The sequence below is a fragment of the Paenibacillus sp. 8b26 genome (genome assembly GCF_050626875.1).
GTDB lineage: Bacteria > Bacillota > Bacilli > Paenibacillales > Paenibacillaceae > Paenibacillus.
The window spans coordinates 5,835,976-5,855,002 of record NZ_CP192445.1 but is presented as its reverse complement, the minus strand read 5'-3'; the positions used below and the strand labels follow the sequence as shown (position 1 = coordinate 5,855,002).

The 19,027-nt window shown below is 47.9% G+C and carries 15 protein-coding genes; 1 reads left to right on the top strand and 14 read right to left on the bottom strand.

Features of this window, described 5'->3' with window-relative positions:
- Position 1: 1 nt before the first annotated feature.
- On the top strand, positions 2 to 748 hold the full coding sequence (locus tag ACQ4MX_RS27235) for an RluA family pseudouridine synthase (protein ID WP_431088385.1): 747 nt from the start codon (positions 2 to 4) through the stop codon (positions 746 to 748).
- A gap of 128 nt (positions 749 to 876) precedes the next feature.
- Here ACQ4MX_RS27235 and ACQ4MX_RS27230 read toward each other — a convergent pair whose 3' ends face one another.
- The 14 genes from ACQ4MX_RS27230 to ACQ4MX_RS27165 all read right to left on the bottom strand — a co-directional run bounded on the left by ACQ4MX_RS27230 (position 877) and on the right by ACQ4MX_RS27165 (position 18,994).
- Positions 877 to 2,379 (bottom strand): DHA2 family efflux MFS transporter permease subunit, encoded by a 1,503-nt coding sequence (locus ACQ4MX_RS27230; RefSeq protein ID WP_431088384.1) that lies wholly within the window; start codon positions 2,377 to 2,379, stop codon positions 877 to 879.
- Complete coding sequence (locus ACQ4MX_RS27225; RefSeq protein ID WP_431088383.1) at positions 2,363 to 2,848, bottom strand: MarR family winged helix-turn-helix transcriptional regulator; 486 nt, start codon at positions 2,846 to 2,848, stop codon at positions 2,363 to 2,365. The genes ACQ4MX_RS27230 and ACQ4MX_RS27225 overlap by 17 nt, the downstream gene beginning before the upstream one ends.
- A gap of 344 nt (positions 2,849 to 3,192) precedes the next feature.
- The gene (locus ACQ4MX_RS27220; protein WP_431088382.1) at positions 3,193 to 3,663 is read right to left on the bottom strand and encodes a MarR family winged helix-turn-helix transcriptional regulator; all 471 of its coding nucleotides are present in this window, start codon (positions 3,661 to 3,663) and stop codon (positions 3,193 to 3,195) included.
- A gap of 275 nt (positions 3,664 to 3,938) precedes the next feature.
- Complete coding sequence (gene gyrA, locus ACQ4MX_RS27215) at positions 3,939 to 6,401, bottom strand: DNA gyrase subunit A (protein ID WP_431088380.1); 2,463 nt, start codon at positions 6,399 to 6,401, stop codon at positions 3,939 to 3,941.
- A 22-nt stretch (positions 6,402 to 6,423) separates the two neighbouring features.
- Positions 6,424 to 8,403, bottom strand: coding sequence for a DNA topoisomerase IV subunit B (parE, locus tag ACQ4MX_RS27210; protein ID WP_431088378.1), 1,980 nt, complete (start codon positions 8,401 to 8,403; stop codon positions 6,424 to 6,426).
- A gap of 98 nt (positions 8,404 to 8,501) precedes the next feature.
- Positions 8,502 to 9,491 (bottom strand): ABC transporter permease, encoded by a 990-nt coding sequence (locus ACQ4MX_RS27205; protein WP_044648805.1) that lies wholly within the window; start codon positions 9,489 to 9,491, stop codon positions 8,502 to 8,504.
- Complete coding sequence (locus ACQ4MX_RS27200) at positions 9,484 to 10,560, bottom strand: ABC transporter ATP-binding protein (RefSeq protein ID WP_431088376.1); 1,077 nt, start codon at positions 10,558 to 10,560, stop codon at positions 9,484 to 9,486. Before ACQ4MX_RS27200 ends, ACQ4MX_RS27205 begins: the two co-directional genes overlap by 8 nt.
- Positions 10,560 to 11,507, bottom strand: coding sequence for a GDSL-type esterase/lipase family protein (locus ACQ4MX_RS27195; protein ID WP_431088375.1), 948 nt, complete (start codon positions 11,505 to 11,507; stop codon positions 10,560 to 10,562). Before ACQ4MX_RS27195 ends, ACQ4MX_RS27200 begins: the two co-directional genes overlap by 1 nt.
- A 239-nt stretch (positions 11,508 to 11,746) precedes the next feature.
- Positions 11,747 to 12,427, bottom strand: coding sequence for a TIGR00266 family protein (locus ACQ4MX_RS27190; RefSeq protein WP_431088374.1), 681 nt, complete (start codon positions 12,425 to 12,427; stop codon positions 11,747 to 11,749).
- A gap of 244 nt (positions 12,428 to 12,671) precedes the next feature.
- Complete coding sequence (locus ACQ4MX_RS27185) at positions 12,672 to 13,409, bottom strand: CAP domain-containing protein (protein ID WP_431088373.1); 738 nt, start codon at positions 13,407 to 13,409, stop codon at positions 12,672 to 12,674.
- 206 nt (positions 13,410 to 13,615) lie between these two features.
- The gene (locus tag ACQ4MX_RS27180) at positions 13,616 to 14,077 is read right to left on the bottom strand and encodes a GNAT family N-acetyltransferase (RefSeq protein WP_044647579.1); all 462 of its coding nucleotides are present in this window, start codon (positions 14,075 to 14,077) and stop codon (positions 13,616 to 13,618) included.
- The gene (purT, locus tag ACQ4MX_RS27175; protein WP_431088371.1) at positions 14,070 to 15,254 is read right to left on the bottom strand and encodes a formate-dependent phosphoribosylglycinamide formyltransferase; all 1,185 of its coding nucleotides are present in this window, start codon (positions 15,252 to 15,254) and stop codon (positions 14,070 to 14,072) included. Before purT ends, ACQ4MX_RS27180 begins: the two co-directional genes overlap by 8 nt.
- A gap of 129 nt (positions 15,255 to 15,383) precedes the next feature.
- Positions 15,384 to 17,222 (bottom strand): ABC transporter ATP-binding protein, encoded by a 1,839-nt coding sequence (locus tag ACQ4MX_RS27170; protein ID WP_431088370.1) that lies wholly within the window; start codon positions 17,220 to 17,222, stop codon positions 15,384 to 15,386.
- On the bottom strand, positions 17,219 to 18,994 hold the full coding sequence (locus ACQ4MX_RS27165) for an ABC transporter ATP-binding protein (protein ID WP_431088369.1): 1,776 nt from the start codon (positions 18,992 to 18,994) through the stop codon (positions 17,219 to 17,221). Before ACQ4MX_RS27165 ends, ACQ4MX_RS27170 begins: the two co-directional genes overlap by 4 nt.
- Positions 18,995 to 19,027 lie beyond the last annotated feature (33 nt).

Sequence of the window (19,027 nt, the reverse complement as noted above, 5' to 3'; positions counted from 1 at the left end):
TATGACTCCAGATGAACTTACCCGGCACGGGCATGCCCAGCCGAATATCCCTGTTCTATATGAGGACAACCATGTTCTGGCCGTTGTAAAGCCTGTCAACGTTCCGACACAAGAAGACGCCAGCGGTGATCCTGATCTGCTGTCTTTACTCAAGGAAGACCTCAAAATCAGACACGATAAGCCTGGTAATGTCTTTTTAGGACTGGTTCACAGACTGGATCGGCCTGTAGGCGGTGCCATGATCTTTGCCAAGACGTCCAAAGCCGCTTCTCGGCTGTCAGAGTCGGTTCGAGGCCGTAGTTTCCGCAAGATGTATGCAGCGGTTCTAAACGGTGTTCCCGCGGCCTCACAAGGCCGTCTGACCCATCATCTGCTAAAGGACAGCCGCACTAACACGGTTCAGGCAGTTCGTCCCGGTACGGCCGGGGCCAAGGAGGCCATTTTAGAGTACCAAGTGCTTGGACAAGCAGATGGTCTCAGTCTTGTACAAATTGAGCTACACACCGGACGCTCGCATCAGATTCGTGTACAGATGCAGGCTATCGGCTGTCCTCTATACGGGGATCAAAAATACGGTGGCAACCTGAGCCGTCCGGGTCAACAGTTGGCGCTCTGGTCCCTGCTTGCCGGAGCACCGCATCCGGTTAGCAAGGAGAACATGAGCTTCCACTCGTTCCCTCCAGCCCAATTCCCATGGAGTGAATGGCCCAAATCGCTTTATGAAAGAATGATCGAAGCTGAGAATTGAGCAGGCAAGTCCGCGTATTTAGCTTTTAATATCTTCAATTCAATATACAAAAAGAGCCCGTAACGCATGTAAACAAACATGCATTACGGACTCTTTTTTTGTTAAAAATCTGATAGTCCTCCCGTCGCTTATGACGAGGAGACCACAGATTGCCCTTTCTTGCTGTTCACCAACTGCTGACGGGGCAGAGCGTTTTGAGCATTCGTATTCTTGATGAAAAACGCCAAAATCAGGGCCGTCACACTCAACAGCGTCGCAATGATAAAGGCTGTATTGATACCGTAAATCGTAGCCTGATTGCCCGCTGCCAGCATCCCTGCTTTATCCGTAACAGATAATCCCTCAGATGCAACAATATTCGCCAGACGGCTACTGCTTTGAGTCGACATCACCGTCACCAGAATTGCCGTCCCAATTGAACCGGAAACCATACGCAGTGTATTACTCATTGCCGTACCATGCGCATTCAATCGTTGTGGAAGCTGGTTCAAGCCGGCCGTTTGGATCGGCATCATCAGCAATGACATTCCGAACATCCGAACCGTATAATTAGCCAGCAGCGTCATATAAGTCGTTGTTTCGGTCAAGCGTGTGAACTCCCAAGTGGTCACAGCCATGATCAATAAACCGATCACGGACAACCAGCGCGCTCCGATCCGGTCAAAAATAGCCCCGGTTACAGGAGACATGAACCCCATCAGAATCGCCCCCGGCAACATCAGCATACCGGACTCAATCGGTGAAAAGCCGCGAATATTTTGCAAATAAATCGGTAGTAATATCATACCGGCGTACAAAGCCATCGTCACAATGACATTAATGATTGTCGTCAAGCTATACACATCGTATTTAAAGATACGGAACTCCAGCATAGGTTCATCAACCTTCAGCTGGCGAACAATAAACAGAATGAGCGCGATCGTCCCCACAATAAGCGTAGACAGGACCGGAATACTTCCCCAGCCCGATGTTCCAGCATCACTAAAGCCGTATAACAGTCCGCCGAAACCGAGCGTAGACAAAATGATGCCGGGAATGTCCAGCTTAGGCTTGGACTGCTCCGTTACATTTTTCAGAAAAATAAATCCGATCACAATCGAAATCACTGAAATCGGCAGGATGATCCAGAACAGCACCCGCCAGTCATAATGCTGGACTATATAACCGGATAAGGTTGGTCCAATGGCTGGAGCAAAACCCATTGCAATCCCCAGCGTTCCCATCGCCCGGCCACGACGCTCTATGGGGTAGATGTTCAAGATAACGACCATCATTAAAGGCATCATAATACCCGCACCCGCGGCCTGAATAAGACGTCCGATCAGCAATATGCTAAAGCTCGGGGCAATAGCGCACAACAGCGTGCCGATTGAAAAGATAATCATCGCACTAATAAACAATTTACGAGTGGAAAAACGCGCAATCAAAAATGCGGTCACCGGGATCAATACCCCGTTCACGAGCATAAAGCCCGTACTAAGCCACTGAGCCACATTGGCATCTACATTCAGATCACTCATCATTTTCGGTAAAGCCACACTTATCAACGTCTGGTTTAAAATCGCAACAAACGCGCCAATCAACAGAGCGGCCACAATGGGTGCTCTGCGTACATTACCTGGTAGTGTCATTTGAGGACTGCTCAAGTTGATTCATTCCCTTCGGTGTCAATTTCATTATCATTTGTTTATGGATATCCAGAACCATGTCCAGATGCTCCTTCGGGATGTCCAGAATGGGCAAGACGCGCTCCATCCACATGTCGTCTACTTTTTGCATGATGTCTTTTCCTTCCGGTGTAAGCGTCAGTACTAAGGATCTGCGATCATGCTCATGCCGTCCGCGAGCGATATATCCTGCCTTGGTCAAGCGATCAACCACCCCGCTCATGGAGCTACACCCCATATGGGCTATGTCTGCCAGCTCGGATAACCCGATATTGGGTCGTTTATTCAGAATCGCCAAAGCCATGTGCTGAACGGCTGTCAGTTCCAAATGCTGCTCCTCATTCCAGAAGGCATAAAATATCGTTTTGTTAACCTCCCTTACCGACTGAATAATCCGGTACACCTCAAGTCTGTCTTCCTCTCTGTCACTCACTGGAACCATCCCTCTTCCCATTACCCAATTCACATTCCATATACATATTTAAGCAATTATTCGCATACGAAATGTTATTTATGTATAACTAATTTTATCATGTTATATGTTAATGTCAACATTCACCCCTGTAACAGATATAGGTATTGAAAAGAGCAACTGAAACTTGCAGGATACAACAAGTCATTTAAAAAAGTAACAACAGCTACAGTATGTGTTTTTTCAGCACAAAAAACGCGGACATGTGTGGCCCTTTTGGCCAGCATTATCCGCGCATTTTTATTTAGAATATTAAAGAGACGGTCTGTTCATGTAAGCCGTTTTTCATTCAACTGATGTTCCGCTTATTCTGCTCGCTCTATTTGTTCCTTTACTCCCTTTGCCTCGCTTGCCGATGCAGACGGTTTCGTCTTTGTGGTGATTTTACCCAACAGATAAACCAGCAAATTTTGATTATGCTGCGAAATCCGGTTTAGTGCAGAGGCCAGAAAATCATCTCTTATCTGCAACCCCCGTTCAGCTTCTTCTCTCCCTTGATCCGAAATAACAATCCATACGATTCTACGGTCCTTTACGTCTCTAAAGCGGGTGACCAGGCGATTCCGCTCCATCCGGTCCAGCAGCATTGTAACCGCGGCAGGTGTGGTTGCGAGATACGGGATCAATTGAGACGGTTTCATACGGCCGTATTCGTTCAAAACCTCCAGTACTGTAAGCTGAGCCTCAGTCAATGATGGAGCCAACTGCTGCTCCATATGAACCTTGTAATCCTTAGCCATTCTGGACCAGATTTTCGCAAATTCGGTCGTTTGCATTTTGCCTCACTCCTTTGAATAACAGGGTCAGTAAAAGCATCAAATTTACCGTATGGGCCACCGTCCGGATTGTATTTCATCACATTAAATTTTCGCCATTCAGCCCTGGTTTCCTGCCGTTTTTGGAGTATCAATTGAAAAGGGGAAGGAAGTCTCACTTCGGTTTTGGAGGGTGGTCAAGGTTCGACAGCATGACGGCAAAAAGGTCCTCATTCGTGCCAGAATGGCACGAGAGGACCTCTCTTTTTCGAGCTAAAAAGCGATTGACTTTCCTGTTATTCTATAGACTGGGAAGCCTGCAGCTCACTACGCGGCAGCACATTCACAATTTCGTCCTTCTTCTCCACAGGAGCCAGCAATTTGCCTGTATCCTTGCGGTCGGTCAAAGGAGCTTTTTCCGAAAGGAAAGACATCGTCTGCCCTTCTGCAGTGATCACAAACAATTGAATAGCTTCACGGCAATAGAAGGCAGCTACGATCCGAGTTCCATTCGAACGTACTCGTTTACCTTCCTTGAACTCAAAGGTGGTGATTCCTTTACCGCCTCGTCCCTGAGCAGGATAATCCAGCAGAAGCGTGCGCTTGCCATAACCGGACTCGGTCAGCACCAGCACTTCTCCTTCATCCTCTTCCACCCACAGCGCTGCGACAATTTCATCGCCTTCCGCCAGTTGTATACCTTTGACACCAGCCGAGACGCGACCCATCGCATTAACCTCTTGCTCCTTGAATCGTATGCTCATCCCTGCACGGGTAATCAGCATAATATCCCGGGTGCCGTCGCTTAGCGTTACCGACAACACTTCATCGTCCCCTGCTACCTTGCAGGCTGCTACAGCACTGGAACGTTTCGTTGCATATTCCGTCAGCTCTGTCCGCTTCACTTGGCCCTTCTTCGTTACAAACACCAGACTTTTGCCGATTTCCTCAATGTTTTTGATCGGAATGACACTCACGATACGATCATCCTTGGTTAACGAAATCACGTTAACAATCGGAGTTCCCGGCTCTTTCCACTTGTACTCCGGCACCTGGTGCACAGGCAATAAGAAATATTGTCCGCGCTGAGTGAAGACGAGCAACACATCCAGTGTGTTGACATCAAGCAACTGGGTGACATAATCCCCTTCCTTTACGCCAGAAGCTGAGCGCTCCCCACCGGAACGGGTGAAGGACAGCATACCTGTACGCTTCACATAGCCGTCTTTGGAAAGAGTCAGCAATACATCCTCTGCCCCAACCATGACCTCCAGATTTACCTTAATCTCTTCAACCTCACCCTGTATGTCCGAACGGCGGTCAATGCCGAACTTCTCACGGATTTCCAGCAGTTCCTTGCGGATCAAACTGATCAGCTTACGATCACTTTCCAAAATAGAACGGTACTGGTTAATCTTTTTCTGGATTTCACTTAATTCCTTTTCCAGCGTGGTGATTTCTAGATTCGTGAGGCGGTAAAGCTGTAAGGTCAAAATAGAATCAGCCTGGCGTTCGCTAAAGCCAAACATCCATTGCAAATTATTTTGCGCGTCCTGGCGATTTTTGGAAGCTTTAATGGCCGCAATGACCTCATCCAGAATGTTCAGCGCCTTGACCAAACCTTCCAGCACATGGGCGCGATCCTCCGCCTTTTCCAGCTCAAACTGGATACGGTGTGTGACAACTTCGCGTTGATGGGCAATATATGCTTCTAAAATGGACTTCAATCCAAGCTGATGCGGCGCTTTGTTCACAATGGCTACCATGTTGAAGTTGTATGCCACCTGAAGGTCGGTTTTTTTCAGCAAATAGGCCAAAATCCCTTCCGCATCGGCTTCCTTCTTCAGTTCCACCACAATTCGCAAACCATTCCGTCCACTCTCGTCACGAACCTCGGCAATCCCTTCCACCTTTTTCTCCAGACGGATATTCTCCATGGCGGTTACGAGCCTTGACTTAACAATCTGGTATGGAATCTCCGTAATGACCAGTTGCTGCTTGCCTCCGCGCAAAGACTGAATTTCCGTTTTGGAACGGATATAAATACGCCCTTTACCTGTGCGATAAGCGTCTTTAATGCCTTCGCCACCCATAATTAGTCCGCCCGTCGGAAAATCAGGACCTTTAATAAAGGTCATAATCTCTTCCAGCTCAATATCCGGCTTTTCCATCACAGCAATGCTGGCGTCAATGACCTCGCGTAAGCTGTGCGTCGGAATTTCAGTCGCAAATCCGGCCGAAATCCCACTGGAGCCGTTTACTAACAGATTCGGATAGCGGGAAGGCAGCACAACCGGTTCCTTTGCCGAGTTATCAAAGTTATCCTTGAACATAACCGTGCGTTTTTCGATATCACGCAGCATTTCCATCGCGATAGGAGACAGACGGGCCTCTGTGTACCGCATAGCGGCTGCCGGGTCATCGTCCTGGGAACCCCAGTTGCCGTGACCGTCCACCAGTACGTGACTCATTTTCCAAGGCTGCGCCATCCGCACCATTCCATCGTAAATTGACGAGTCACCGTGGGGGTGATAATTACCCATAACGTCCCCGACCGTTTTGGCAGATTTACGATACGCTTTATCCGGTGTGTTGCCGGAATCATACATGGAGTACAAAATCCGGCGCTGTACTGGCTTTAATCCATCCCGCACATCGGGTATCGCCCGATCCTGAATAATATATTTGGAATATCGGCCAAAGCGGTCACCGACCACTTCCTCCAGAAAAGCTGGCAAAAATTGCTCCGATAAGCTCATGTATACACCTCATTTGTTAGCACTACTCTACATATTCCGTAAAATCTACGTTTTCCACAATCCAGCGCTTGCGCGGATCAACCTTGTCGCCCATCAATGTCGACACACGGCGTTCAGCCTTGGCTGCATCCTCAATCTGGACGCGCAGCAGGGTACGTGACTCGGGATTCATCGTCGTTTCCCATAGCTGATCCGGGTTCATCTCCCCGAGTCCTTTATAGCGTTGAAGCTCAAAATTCCGTCCAAATTCCTTTAAGTAATTGTCAAGCTGCTCGTCAGTCCAGGCATAACGTACCGTTTCGAGCTTACCCGACTTCCGGGTTATTTTATACAATGGCGGTTGGGCGATAAATATGCGTCCCGCATCAATCAGCTCTTTCATATACCGATAAAAGAACGTCAGCAGCAACACTTGAATGTGCGCGCCGTCCGTATCCGCATCCGTCATAATGATGATTTTGGAATAATTGCTATCTTCCAGCGTAAACTCTGTTCCTACTCCCGCCCCGATTGCTGCTGTAATGGCGCGGTACTCATCATTTTTCATAACATCCGCCAGTTTGGATTTCTCCGGGTTCATCGGCTTACCCTTCAAGGGCAAAATAGCCTGAATTTTGGAATCACGTCCCTGTTTCGCCGATCCGCCAGCCGAATCACCTTCCACGATAAACAGCTCGTTTCGTGTAAAATCCTTGGACTGTGCAGGCGACAGCTTGCCGTTCAGATTAGAGCTTTCACTGCGTTTCTTGCCGGTACGCATTTCGTCCCGAGCTTTACGCGCAGCTTCACGCGCTCTGGATGCCTGAACTGCCTTTTTGATTAACGTTTGCGCGACCTGCGGATTTTCCTCCAGAAAACGCTGCACCTGCTCGGATACAATCGCATCCACGGTACTGCGTGCGGAAGCGCTACCCAGTTGATCCTTTGTCTGACCGACGAATTCAACCTCAGCCATCTTGACACTGATTACGGCCATCATTCCCTCTCGCAAATCATTGCCTTCCAGATTTTTATCCTTTTCCTTCAGCATTACTGTGCGTCGCGCATAATCGTTCATGACACGGGTGTAAGCGGTTTTGAAGCCCGTTTCATGTGTACCCCCGCCCCGTGTCGGAATGGAGTTAACAAACGAAGCAATCGTTTCGGTATAACCTGCATTGTACTGAATGGCAATTTCCACCTCAACGTCTTCCTTCTCTGCATTGAAGTGAATGACGTCATGCAGCACGTCCTTGCCTTCATTCAGAAAAGCGACAAACTGACTCGCTCCGCCCTCATAAAAATACTCATCCGACTTCCCGCTGCGTTCATCTTTAAGCTGGATACGAAGACCCGAGTTCAGAAAAGCAATTTCCTGAAGCCGTTCGGCCAGCGTATCGTAGTTGAAATGAATGCCTGCCTGGAATACGCGAATATCCGGTTTAAAAGTAATTTTGGTTCCCGTCTTGTTGGTATTGCCCAGCACTTCAAGGCCTGTGGTCGGTTCCCCGACATGCTCCACGCCCTTCTTGTCCTGCCAATATTCAAACCGCTGACGGTGAATCTTGCCGTCCCGGTAAATTTCCACTTCAAGCCATTCCGAAAGAGCGTTCGTTACGGACGCGCCCACACCGTGCAGACCCCCGGACTTTTTATATCCCGAACCGCCGAACTTACCTCCGGCGTGCAAAATGGTAAATACTACCTGTGGTGTTGGAATTCCTGTTTTGTGCATTCCCGTAGGAATGCCACGCCCGTTATCAGTTACTGTAACGGAACCGTCCTTATGCATTGTAATGTCAATGCGGGAGCAAAACTTGGCAAGATGCTCATCAACCGCGTTGTCCACAATTTCCCATACCAAATGATGTAGTCCCGAAGAACTGGTGCTCCCAATATACATGCCCGGCCGTTTGCGAACTGCCACAAGCCCTTCGAGCACTTGAATGTCGTCCACGCCATATTCCAAAGCTCCGTTCTGAGTGCCGGACGCTCCCGCAGACAAGTCGATTTTGTCGACCATTCATGCTCCCCCTTTGTCTAATCGTAACCGTGTTTTGCCTTATTCTTGATGATTTTCACCAAAAATGCAAACAGATGTTTTCTTTTACCTTGTCCATTTTAATTCAATATATCCCGTTTCGTAAAGACGGCGAATGAAACAATCAGCGCCGCAGCCCCCCAAATGCCCAGTACAGCCAAAGAAAACGGCAAGGTCATCCCCTCAATCGGGGCGGGGCTTCCTGATAAATAATCGGTCAATTCGAGGTTGACCATAAATAAATATTTTGCACTCTGCCAGGATGAGGCCATGTTCGTTAAAATTGTGCCTGAAATAAGCGCAGCCATCATTACCACAATGCTTGCTGCTGTACTGCGTACCAGCACCGATACCATAAAGGCAAGCGAGGCTATCACGAGACTGACGAACCAGATCAATCCGGCTTGCAGCATCAGATAGTACCATTGCGGGATCGCATGTACCGCAGACATATCCACTGTCGATCCAACAATTTGGAAGCCCGTAAATACCGGAACATTAAAGCCGCGAAAGCCAAAAAACAAGCCAGATATAAGATAACTGATCACAAACACAGCCAAAATGATGAGCGAAACGAACATATACAGTGTTAGCAGCTTGCTCAGCAGCACCTTCCACCGCCTGACAGGACGGGTCAGCAGCATTTTTATGGTACCCGTCGTCCGTTCTCCTGAAACCAGATCGGAGGCAATAGCCATAATAAGCAATGGAACGAACAAATTAATAGAATTGTCCATAAACTCTCTGGTAAAAGTTACGCCACTTGGCTCATTCGGGTTCACGTCATTTTCCAGATAATATTGCATTTGTTGGACAAATACTCTCCTGTAGGTTTTCCATTCCTCCGGAACCCGGTCGCTGCCCAGCGAATTTTGGTTGTCGGTAATGGCCTGACGCAGCTCCAGTCGCCAGTCATTGCCGAATTTTTCGCGGTTATTTTCCGCCACCTTCATCTGAGCGTACGTAAAAATCGGCACAAGCACAAGCAAAACAAGTAAAATGACATAAAATCGTTTCTTCTTGATGATTTTGAGCGTTTCATTTTGCACGAGCGGTAAAATGTTATTCAAGAATCTCACCTTCCGTCATTTTCAGGAATAGCTGCTCCAGTGTAGGGTTGATTTTGGTTACACCTTTAACGGAAATGCCGGAAGCCGTCATTTGTACGACCAGCTCCGCGATATGTTCTTCGTCCATTTCAGTAAAAATGGCATCCGCTCCGCTGCCTGCAACAATGCTGTCATCAACCAGTTCATCGGCGTTCGTAATGATTTGTACATGCGGAGAGCCATCCAACAGGGCAAGCCCCTGATCATGAGGCTCCAGTTGCCATACGGCCATACGCGAATGCGTTTCAACCAATTCCCGCACACCGCCAACAGCAAGCACCCGCCCCCGGCTAATAATCGCTACACGATCACACAACAACTGGATTTCACTAAGCAAATGACTGGAAACAAATACAGCCATGCCCTCTGCCGCCAACAGACGGATAAAAGTTCTCATCTCCTTGATCCCTTTGGGGTCCAGCCCGTTTGTCGGTTCGTCCAGAATAAGCAGCTTGGGTTTGCCAAGCAAGGCCTGGGCAATACCGAGACGCTGACGCATCCCGAGAGAATACGTACTTACTTTATCATGAATACGGCGATCCAGCCGCACCAGTTCCACCACTTCACGAATACGCTGTTCATCCACACCAGGCTGCATCCGGGCAAAATGCTCCAGATTCTCCCACCCTGTCAGGTAACCGTACACCTCCGGATTTTCCACAATAGAACCGATATGTCGCAAAGCCTGCTCCGGATCACGGTTTACATTATGACCGCATACGGTAATGGTGCCCTCGGTAGGCTTGATCAGATCGACCAGCATACGGATGGTCGTTGTTTTTCCAGCTCCATTGGGACCAAGAAAGCCAAAAATTTCACCCGCACGCACATCGAATGTTACATCGTGAATGATCATTTTTCGTCCGATACGCTTTTTGACGTGCTGAACAGAGAGAACGGTTTCGTTGTCGTTTCTGCTTCCGTCTGCACTGCGGATCTGATTGTCGGAATGATAGCCGGATGCTCCATCTGTGGTTGTCGAAGCCCTTGCTACATCGGTCTCGGTCTTGTCAGCAGATTGGATACCCATCACTTGTTCCCTCCTCTCTTCATATCAGCGGGTTGGCTGCTCGTGGACTTTTGTCCATCCTCCGAATTGTCGCCTTCCTTGGCCGCTACTACCGCAAACCCTTGAGCTATACGCTCAGCAATTGCCTGATAGCCCTGTCCGTTAGGATGAAAATGATCAGAGGATAAATAAACCGGCAAATTTTGCTGAAATAAATCGAAGGTTGGAATCAGCGTCATATTACTGTTTTGATTGGTAATCGTCATAGCAGCCAGATTCCATTCCGTCACGACGAGATTTCCCGGAATTTTCATTTCCGGCAGGTCACTGAATGGATTATATAGTCCAACGTATATAATTTTAGCCTTCGGATTGATTTTTCCGACTTTTGTCAGCACTTTTTGCAAACGCTTGGCTGCATCAGGCAGAGCCTTGCGCAAGCCATTAAGCGTAGGTGGCTCTTTGCCAGTTTGGGCAGCTTGTGCCCCCTGAAACAAATCATTTCCGCCAATGGACACAATAATAACATTAGCCTTTTTCAACACATAAGCCACGCCGGGCTCATCCAGTTTGGTCAAAAGTCCTTGGGTCGTCAGCCCGTTAATGCCAAGGTTATTAATGAGCTGAGCCTTATGCCCTTCCTGATCATTTAACAAGGTTACCGACCGTCGTACAAAACCACTGCCCGAGTCATCGCCGGTTCCTTTTGCCAGCGAATCTCCTATGGCAGCTACCCTAAACTCCCCCGCCTGAGTTGCAGCGGATGGCGCATTTTGTATTTGTGATGAACCCGAATTTGCAGGTTTGGTGCTAGCGAGCGGCTCTGGAGCCGTAATGCTTCGTACTGCGGCAATAAATCCGTACAATAATAGCAGTGTGGCGGCGATGGACACGGAACCGACAGACCGCCAGATCCATTTTGATGAATTCACTCGTGTTCCCTCCTGATCACTTGGTGAAATAAACATAAAGCTTCTCATATCATTTTGCAAATAAACAGTTCTGAGTGTTATGAAGCATACATGTCAAAAGAAAGCAGAAAGTTATACTTTTCAAATCGAAATAAATGTAATTTTTCACAAAAATACAGACCATTTCAGTTCTTTTTTTACATAAGTATGTTAAAAAGGATGGCATAGAGCCATCCTTTTTATTACACCTTTTTGGTTCGAACAGCTCATCCTTTACCTCTACACAGACGAAAAAACTACTTGCTGTCAGGTATAAAGCTTTTGATCCATTGTCCAAAGCTGCCCGGATTTCTACTTTGGATCAATACCGTCCCCTCGCCGCGAAAACGGCATACAAGTGCTTCTCCGCTCGTTACACTGGACAACCAGCCTTTGGACGCTTTTTCAATTTTGTAATCCATATAGTCCGGCCATGCCACCAGATGAGCATTATCAATAATACGTTCCTCTCCAGGGGCTATATAAATAGGATGAATAGCTCCATAAGAGGACAAAAACACTGTTCCGCGACCGCTGATTTCAACGATAAAAAAACCTTCGCCTGAGAACAATCCTTTCATCAGATTTTGCATTTTGGTGCTGACCTCAATGCCCTCCGTACATGCCAGGAAGCCATCCTTTTGCACCAAAAGTCTATAACTACCGTCCAATTCCACCGCTTGCACATCACCTATACTTGCCGGAGCAAGCAGCACTTCAGCCGGCCCCCGAGATGCTCTCAGCTCCTGAAAAAAGAATTTCTCCCCGCTCAGCATCCGGCCTAAACCGCGCAATAACCCTCCATCGACAGTCCCCTTTATATCCACGCTAGACGACATGGAAACCATGGCTCCCATCTCCGCTTTAATCGTTTCCCCGGGGTTCAATCGCACCTTGAGCATAGCAAAAGCACCTTCATGCACAATTTCATAGCTCATTCGTTCACCTGACTTTCCTATAAGTTTATTAGTTATCAGCTTGGTGCTATCATACTATACTTGCTGCACTTATGCCTGTTCTTGCATATAAGCAAAGGTGATAACGTAAGAGCATATCAGCGGCCAAACAACGTAAAAAGCCCGCTGAATGTGTCAGCAGGCTCCTAAAATTAGCTTTAATCGTCAGTATAATAGTATACATGAGAACCATAATGACGTTTGAAGCGCTTTTTATTATCGTCTTTTAGTTGCGTGTAAATTCCTGTACCCAATATCCATTGTAGTAAGCTACACCGATTTGTGTATATTCTGCCTTCAAAATATTTTCACGGTGTCCTTGACTGTTCATCCAGGCTTTCATAACTTCTTGCGGTGTTTGTTGTCCCATCGCAATATTTTCACCCGCATACGTATAACTTACACCGAATTTCTTCATCATATCAAACGGTGAGCCATACGTCGGAGATGTATGGGAAAAGTAATTGTTCGTGCTCATATCTTTTGCCTTGGCCAAGGCCACCTCGGTAAGCTTCGCGTTAGAAGCGAGTGGGCTCAAACCTTTTTGGCTACGCTCGTTATTCACCAGCTTGACTACTTCTGCTGCAAATTGGGACTTGCTGAGCTGTGCAGACGACCCGGCAGACTGAGCCGCTCCTGAGTTCGTATTTTGAGTTTTCGACGGCTTGTTCGTAACAGGCTGTGAATCTTTTGAATTAGCTGGCTTGGCTACCTGCTTATCGGAAGAAGGATTCGTTGTGTTTGTTTTCGCTTTATCCTGTCCGGGCCAGTCCTGAATGACGGTCTTCGTAATCGTAGTCGTTCCGTTAGAGTTATTTACCGTATATCCGTTATTTTGGAACCATTGTTGTAGTTGGGTAGACAAATCGTCGGCTGGTGAAGCTGATGCCGGAACGATGAATCCTGCGGATAACATAGCGGTTAAACTTCCCATCACCAGTGTTTTTTTCAACATATTCTTCATTTCGTCATCTCCTTGTTGTATAATGTCTTGTTGTGAACGCGCCTGGTTACAACTTTGTAATCTTTACTCTAGCAGTATATCATGTTTCATAGCAGGATCAATGGTATAAAATTTGGAAAAAAAATAGTCCCGCTCGGCAATAGCCTAAACGGGACTGATCTATGGGTTAATGAGGCTCTGAATATAATCCGGGCTTGTCAGGACTTTTATTTAAGCTTTTTGCTGAAACGGTAGCCTTGCTTTTCAAAGCCGATTCGGTTGTAGAATGCTTGGGCCTCTATTTGTTTGATGCGGTTATTCGCTCCGGTAATGAACAAATGGAAGCTTCCTTGCGCACGTCCCCACTCCTCACCACAGGCCACCAGGCGCTTGCCGATGCCCTCGCCGCGATACTCCTTGCTCACGACCAGCATGGTGATTTGTACGGCAGGATCAGGATAAGCCAGGCTTTGAGCCGTATGCATGCCGATTACGCCTACAACACGACCATCCATTTCTGCGACCATCATATTCGCTTGACAGTCCTCCTGCGTAGTTCCCATAACTTCTTTCATCACACCACAAGTCATCGGATATCCGACTTCTCTTAGCAGTCCTGTTACGGCTTCGCAATCGCCAAGCTCTACGGAACGAATTGTCAGTACTGGAATCATCACATTGTTAGACATGATTTACCTCCACTTTCAGCATATTGGCAGCTTCTTTGGCCGTCTTCCGTGCTGTTTCCACATCTCCCGCAGCGCTAAGCGCTACAGCCATCCGGCGTCCCGGCTTGGTTTCAGGCTTCCCGAACACTCGCACCTGTGTCCGGGGTAGCAATAATGCTTCATGCAGACCACCGATTACAAAATCCCGTGTAGCCCGTTCTGCCTTCAAGGTAGCCGAAGCCCCAGGGGTTAGCAGTGTGACCGACGGTATCGGAAATCCGAGAATGGCCCGCACATGAAGCGCAAATTCCGACAAATCCTGCGTAATCATCGTCACCATTCCCGTATCATGCGGACGGGGGGATACTTCACTGAATACGACGCCATCAGCCGTTAAAAACAGCTCCACGCCAAACAATCCGTAACCACCCAGTTCATCCGTAATCGTACGGGCAATGTCCTGCGCGTCCGAGAGCTGCTTGTCCGTCATACCATGAGGTTGCCAAGATTCGACATAATCCCCATCCTTCTGAATATGGCCAATCGGTGGGCAAAAAGTCGTACCCGATACTGATCTGACGGTCAATAACGTAATTTCACTCTCAAACGGAACAAAAGCTTCAACAATGACACGTGTTGTTTTGGCACGTGCGCCTTCCAACGCCGTATTCCAACAGGATTCAGCGTCTTCGGGTGTCCGGCATACAGATTGCCCTTTCCCCGACGAACTCATCAAGGGCTTGACCACGCATGGCGTGCCCAGCTCATGAACCGCTGACCGCAATTGCTCAAAATCATCTGCAAAGCGGTAGGCGGCAGTCGGAAGTTGCAACTTCTCGGCAGCAAGTCTGCGAATACCCTCCCGGTCCATCGTAAGACGGGCGGCCCGGGCCGTAGGAACTACGTGAAATCCCTCTTGCTCCAATTCTTCCAAAGCACCCGTAGCAATAGCTTCGATTTCAGGTACAATTATGTCGGGCTTTTCCTTGCGAATCAGTGCCTTCAATGCCTCAGCATCCTGCATATCCAAACAATGAGAACGATGGGCAACCTGCATTGCTGGGGCCAGTTCATAACGGTCTACAGCAATGCATTCCACGCCAAGTCGCTGAGCTTCAATAATGACTTCTTTTCCCAATTCCCCGCTACCCAGCAGCAGCATCTTTATAGCCCCGGCAGAAAAAGGAGCACCCCACATCTTGAACTCTTCCCCCTCTGACGATATTGCTCTGATCTCTTTTCATCTTTATTTTCAGGGTTTAGCTCCAAGATTGCAATAGCGCTCCGCATTTAAATTTACAAAAACCGCGATTTTTTGCTCTTTTTTTTACAAAAATCTGAACTGTGCTTCCACCAGCCCCCGATAAATTCCATGTTTTTTCATCAATTGTTCATGATTCCCACTTTCTTGGATCTGCCCATGATCCAGCACGACGATATGATCGGCATTCCGAATCGTGGACAAACGGTGAGCAACCATGAAGGAGGTTCTGCCATCCAGCAGCACCTGAAGAGCCTCCTGAATTTTGAGCTCTGTTTCTGTATCTATACTGGCTGTGGCTTCATCCAAAATAAGAATTCGCGGATTAGCGAGCAATGCGCGGGCAAAGGATAACAGTTGGCGCTGGCCCATAGACAGCATACCGCCCCGCTCCTCGACCTCCGTTTCATAACCACCCGGCAAATGAACGATGAATTCATGAGCATTAACTGCCTTCGCAGCCGCTTCAATTTCCTCATCCGTTGCATCCAGGCGACCGAATCGAATATTATCGCGAATCGTACCTGAAAAAATAAACGTATCCTGAAGTACGATGCTAATTTGACTACGCAAGCTCTCCACCGTTACATCACGCACATCATGGCCGTCAATCGTAAGTCGCCCTGATGTAATATCATAAAACCGGCTGAGCAGATTAATGATGGTGCTTTTACCAGATCCGGTATGCCCGACAAGCGCAATAGATTGACCCGCCTCGACAGAAAGATTAATGCCTTTAAGCGCCTGACGTCCCTTTTCATATTCAAAAACAACTTCTTCAAAATGAATATCGCCGCGAATGGACGGCAGGTCTTTGGCTCCCGGCTTATTCGCAATATTCGGCTGTTCATCCATAAACTCAAAAATTCTTTCCGACGAAGCCATCGCAACCAGCAACTGGTTGTACATTTGCCCCAGTCGATTAATCGGGTCCCAAAAGTTCCCCACATAGTTGGCAAACGCAACCAGCAGACCTACCGTAAGTTGATCCGTCTGAATCAGATGCGCCCCGAACCAGAACAGCACAAGCGTGCCCAATCCTCCGGTAATATCAATGAGCGGTCCAAAAACCTGATTCATGGCGGAAGCTTTATCCCAAGACCGCCTGCTGGAGCTGTTCATGTTATCGAAATAAGCCATATTTTCCTGCTCCTGCGTGTACGCCTGTGTCACACGGATACCCTGAATGGACTCATTCAGATGGGAGTTGATACGGGAATTCTTCATACGTACTTCCTGCCAGGCACGACGGATGCGCACACGCAGCTTGGTAGAGATCAAAAACATGATTGGAACAGTCACAATCACTGCCAGACCAAGTTTCCAGTTAATCAGTAGCAAAATGACAATGATTCCAGTGAGCTGTACGCAGTCAATCAGGACATTCACCGCACCATTCGTAAATAGATCCTGAAGTGAGTTGATGTCATTCGTAACGCGTACCAAGACAGAGCCAGCCGGTCTTTTATCAAAGAAGTTGAAGGAAAGCTTCTGAATATGCTTGAACAGATCCTCACGCAGATCGTAAATGACACGTTGACCGATAATATTGGTGAATTTAATGCGGTACGTGCTGGCTGCCCACTGAATCAAATATAGCAGCAGCACGGCTCCGGTTATCAGCAGCAATAGCTTTACACTGGGCAGTGCAGGCCATGTGGGAGAAATCGCCTTGTCAATGGCCAGACTGATCAGATAGGGAACGGTCAGCTTGGTAATGGTACCGAGAATCATCATAACCAGCAGAATCGGCAGAATCTGCCGGGCATAAGGCTTCATGTAAGCGAGCAACCGTTTGAATTCCGACCAGTTAAACGGTTTGTCGATGATATCATCATCCTGGTACACAAATCGCTCATTCATTGGTTTTTGAAGCGGTTTGGCTTTTTCAGCGGGTACATTCATGGTCTCACCTGCCTTTCGGATACACCGTCAGGAGTTTGGGCTATGTAGTCGGCGTATTGAATATGATACACATCCTGATATGGACCTGGGGTCGCAATGAGCTGTTCATGCGTTCCTCGCTGAACTATGCGTCCTTCCTCCAGCACTACGATTTCATTAGCATGACGAAGTGAAGAAATACGGTGAGCAATAATAAAGGTCGTCCGTCCCCGCATAACCTCTTGAAAACCAGTCTGGATTTCATGCTCCGTCTCCATGTCGACCGCGCTGGTCGCATCGTCAAGCACCAGAATTTTCGGATTTTTGAGTAAGGCCCGTGCGATGGCAATCCGTTGTTTTTGCCCACCGGACAGCCCCAATCCCCGTTCACCGACGACAGTGTCATAACCCAATGGCAGCTCGGTAATAAATTCATGTGCCTGAGCCAGCTTGGATACGCGTATAATGTCATCCATGCTGACATGGCTTAGTCCATAGGCGATGTTGTTACGAATGGATGATGAGAACAGGAATGTCTCCTGAAACACAGAAGAAATCTGAGCACGTAAATCACGGATTTTCAAATGGCGTATATCCATTCCATCCAGCTTGATGCTGCCTGCGTTCACATTGTAAGCCCGCATAAGCAGTTGAATAATAGTGGATTTACCTGATCCCGTTCCGCCCAAAATACCGATAACTGATCCCGGGGGCGCATCCAGGTTGATGTCTACCACAGCGGGTAGCTTATTCCCGTAAGCAAAAGTGACATGTTCAAATGTAACATGACCCTCTACCTCATCAGCATCAAGTGTCAGCGCGTCAGCTTCATCGGTAACATCCACCGGTTGATTCAAAAGCTCCAAGACCCGTTCACCCGAAGCTTTGGACTGCGTATAGTTATTGATATGAAAGCCAATGTTCCAGATGGGACCGATAATGTACCAAATTAAGCTGAAAAAAGCGACAAGCTGACCCAGGGTCAGCGATTTTCCAATAACCAGATAGCCCCCCATGCCCAGTAGAAGAACCACACTGACTGAAGCAATCAGCTCCATGGCGGGGAAGAAACGGCTCCACAGGGAAGCTGCTTGAATTTGATTACTTTTGTACTGCTCATTTCGCACTGAAAATTTTTCAACCTCATATGATTCGCGGGCAAAAGATTTGACGGTGCGCACGCCTGTTATATTTTCCTGCACCGCTGTCGTCAAGGCGCTTAGTGCAAGCCGCATTTCCTGAAAGGTGGGGTGAATTCGGGATTCGAACTTAAACGTGACGAAGAGCAGCAGAGGCATGCTGATCATCGTAAAGAGGGTGAGCTGCCAGTTGATGTACAGCATCATCATAGATCCGAATACGACCATCAGTACGACATTGAGGAGTTGGGCAAAACCAAACCCGATAAAGTTGCGAATCGCCTCCAGATCACCCGTCAAACGGGACATGAGATCGCCCGTTTTGGCAGTGTCATAATATCTGAAGGACAAAAATTGCAGCTTTTCATAACAAGCATTGCGGAGTCGGTACGCCAGATAGTTACCCAGCCGTCCACCAAAAAATCCGTGTAAAAATTGCATAAAACCTTTGACGATCACTACTCCCAGCACAGTTAGAGCCAGTGCCGGGACTTTCCCGAAGTCACCGGGGATGATAGCGTTATCAATTAGCCTTTGGAGCAGGTTTGGATACACCAGTCCTAGGGCCGTCGCTATCGCAAGGCATAGAATAGAAAGAAACAGATAATGTCTCCTCTCACGAAAAAAGCCCTGCAATTGCCTGAGCACTTCCATGTCAATGTCCCTCCATTAGTTGCACGACGTTGT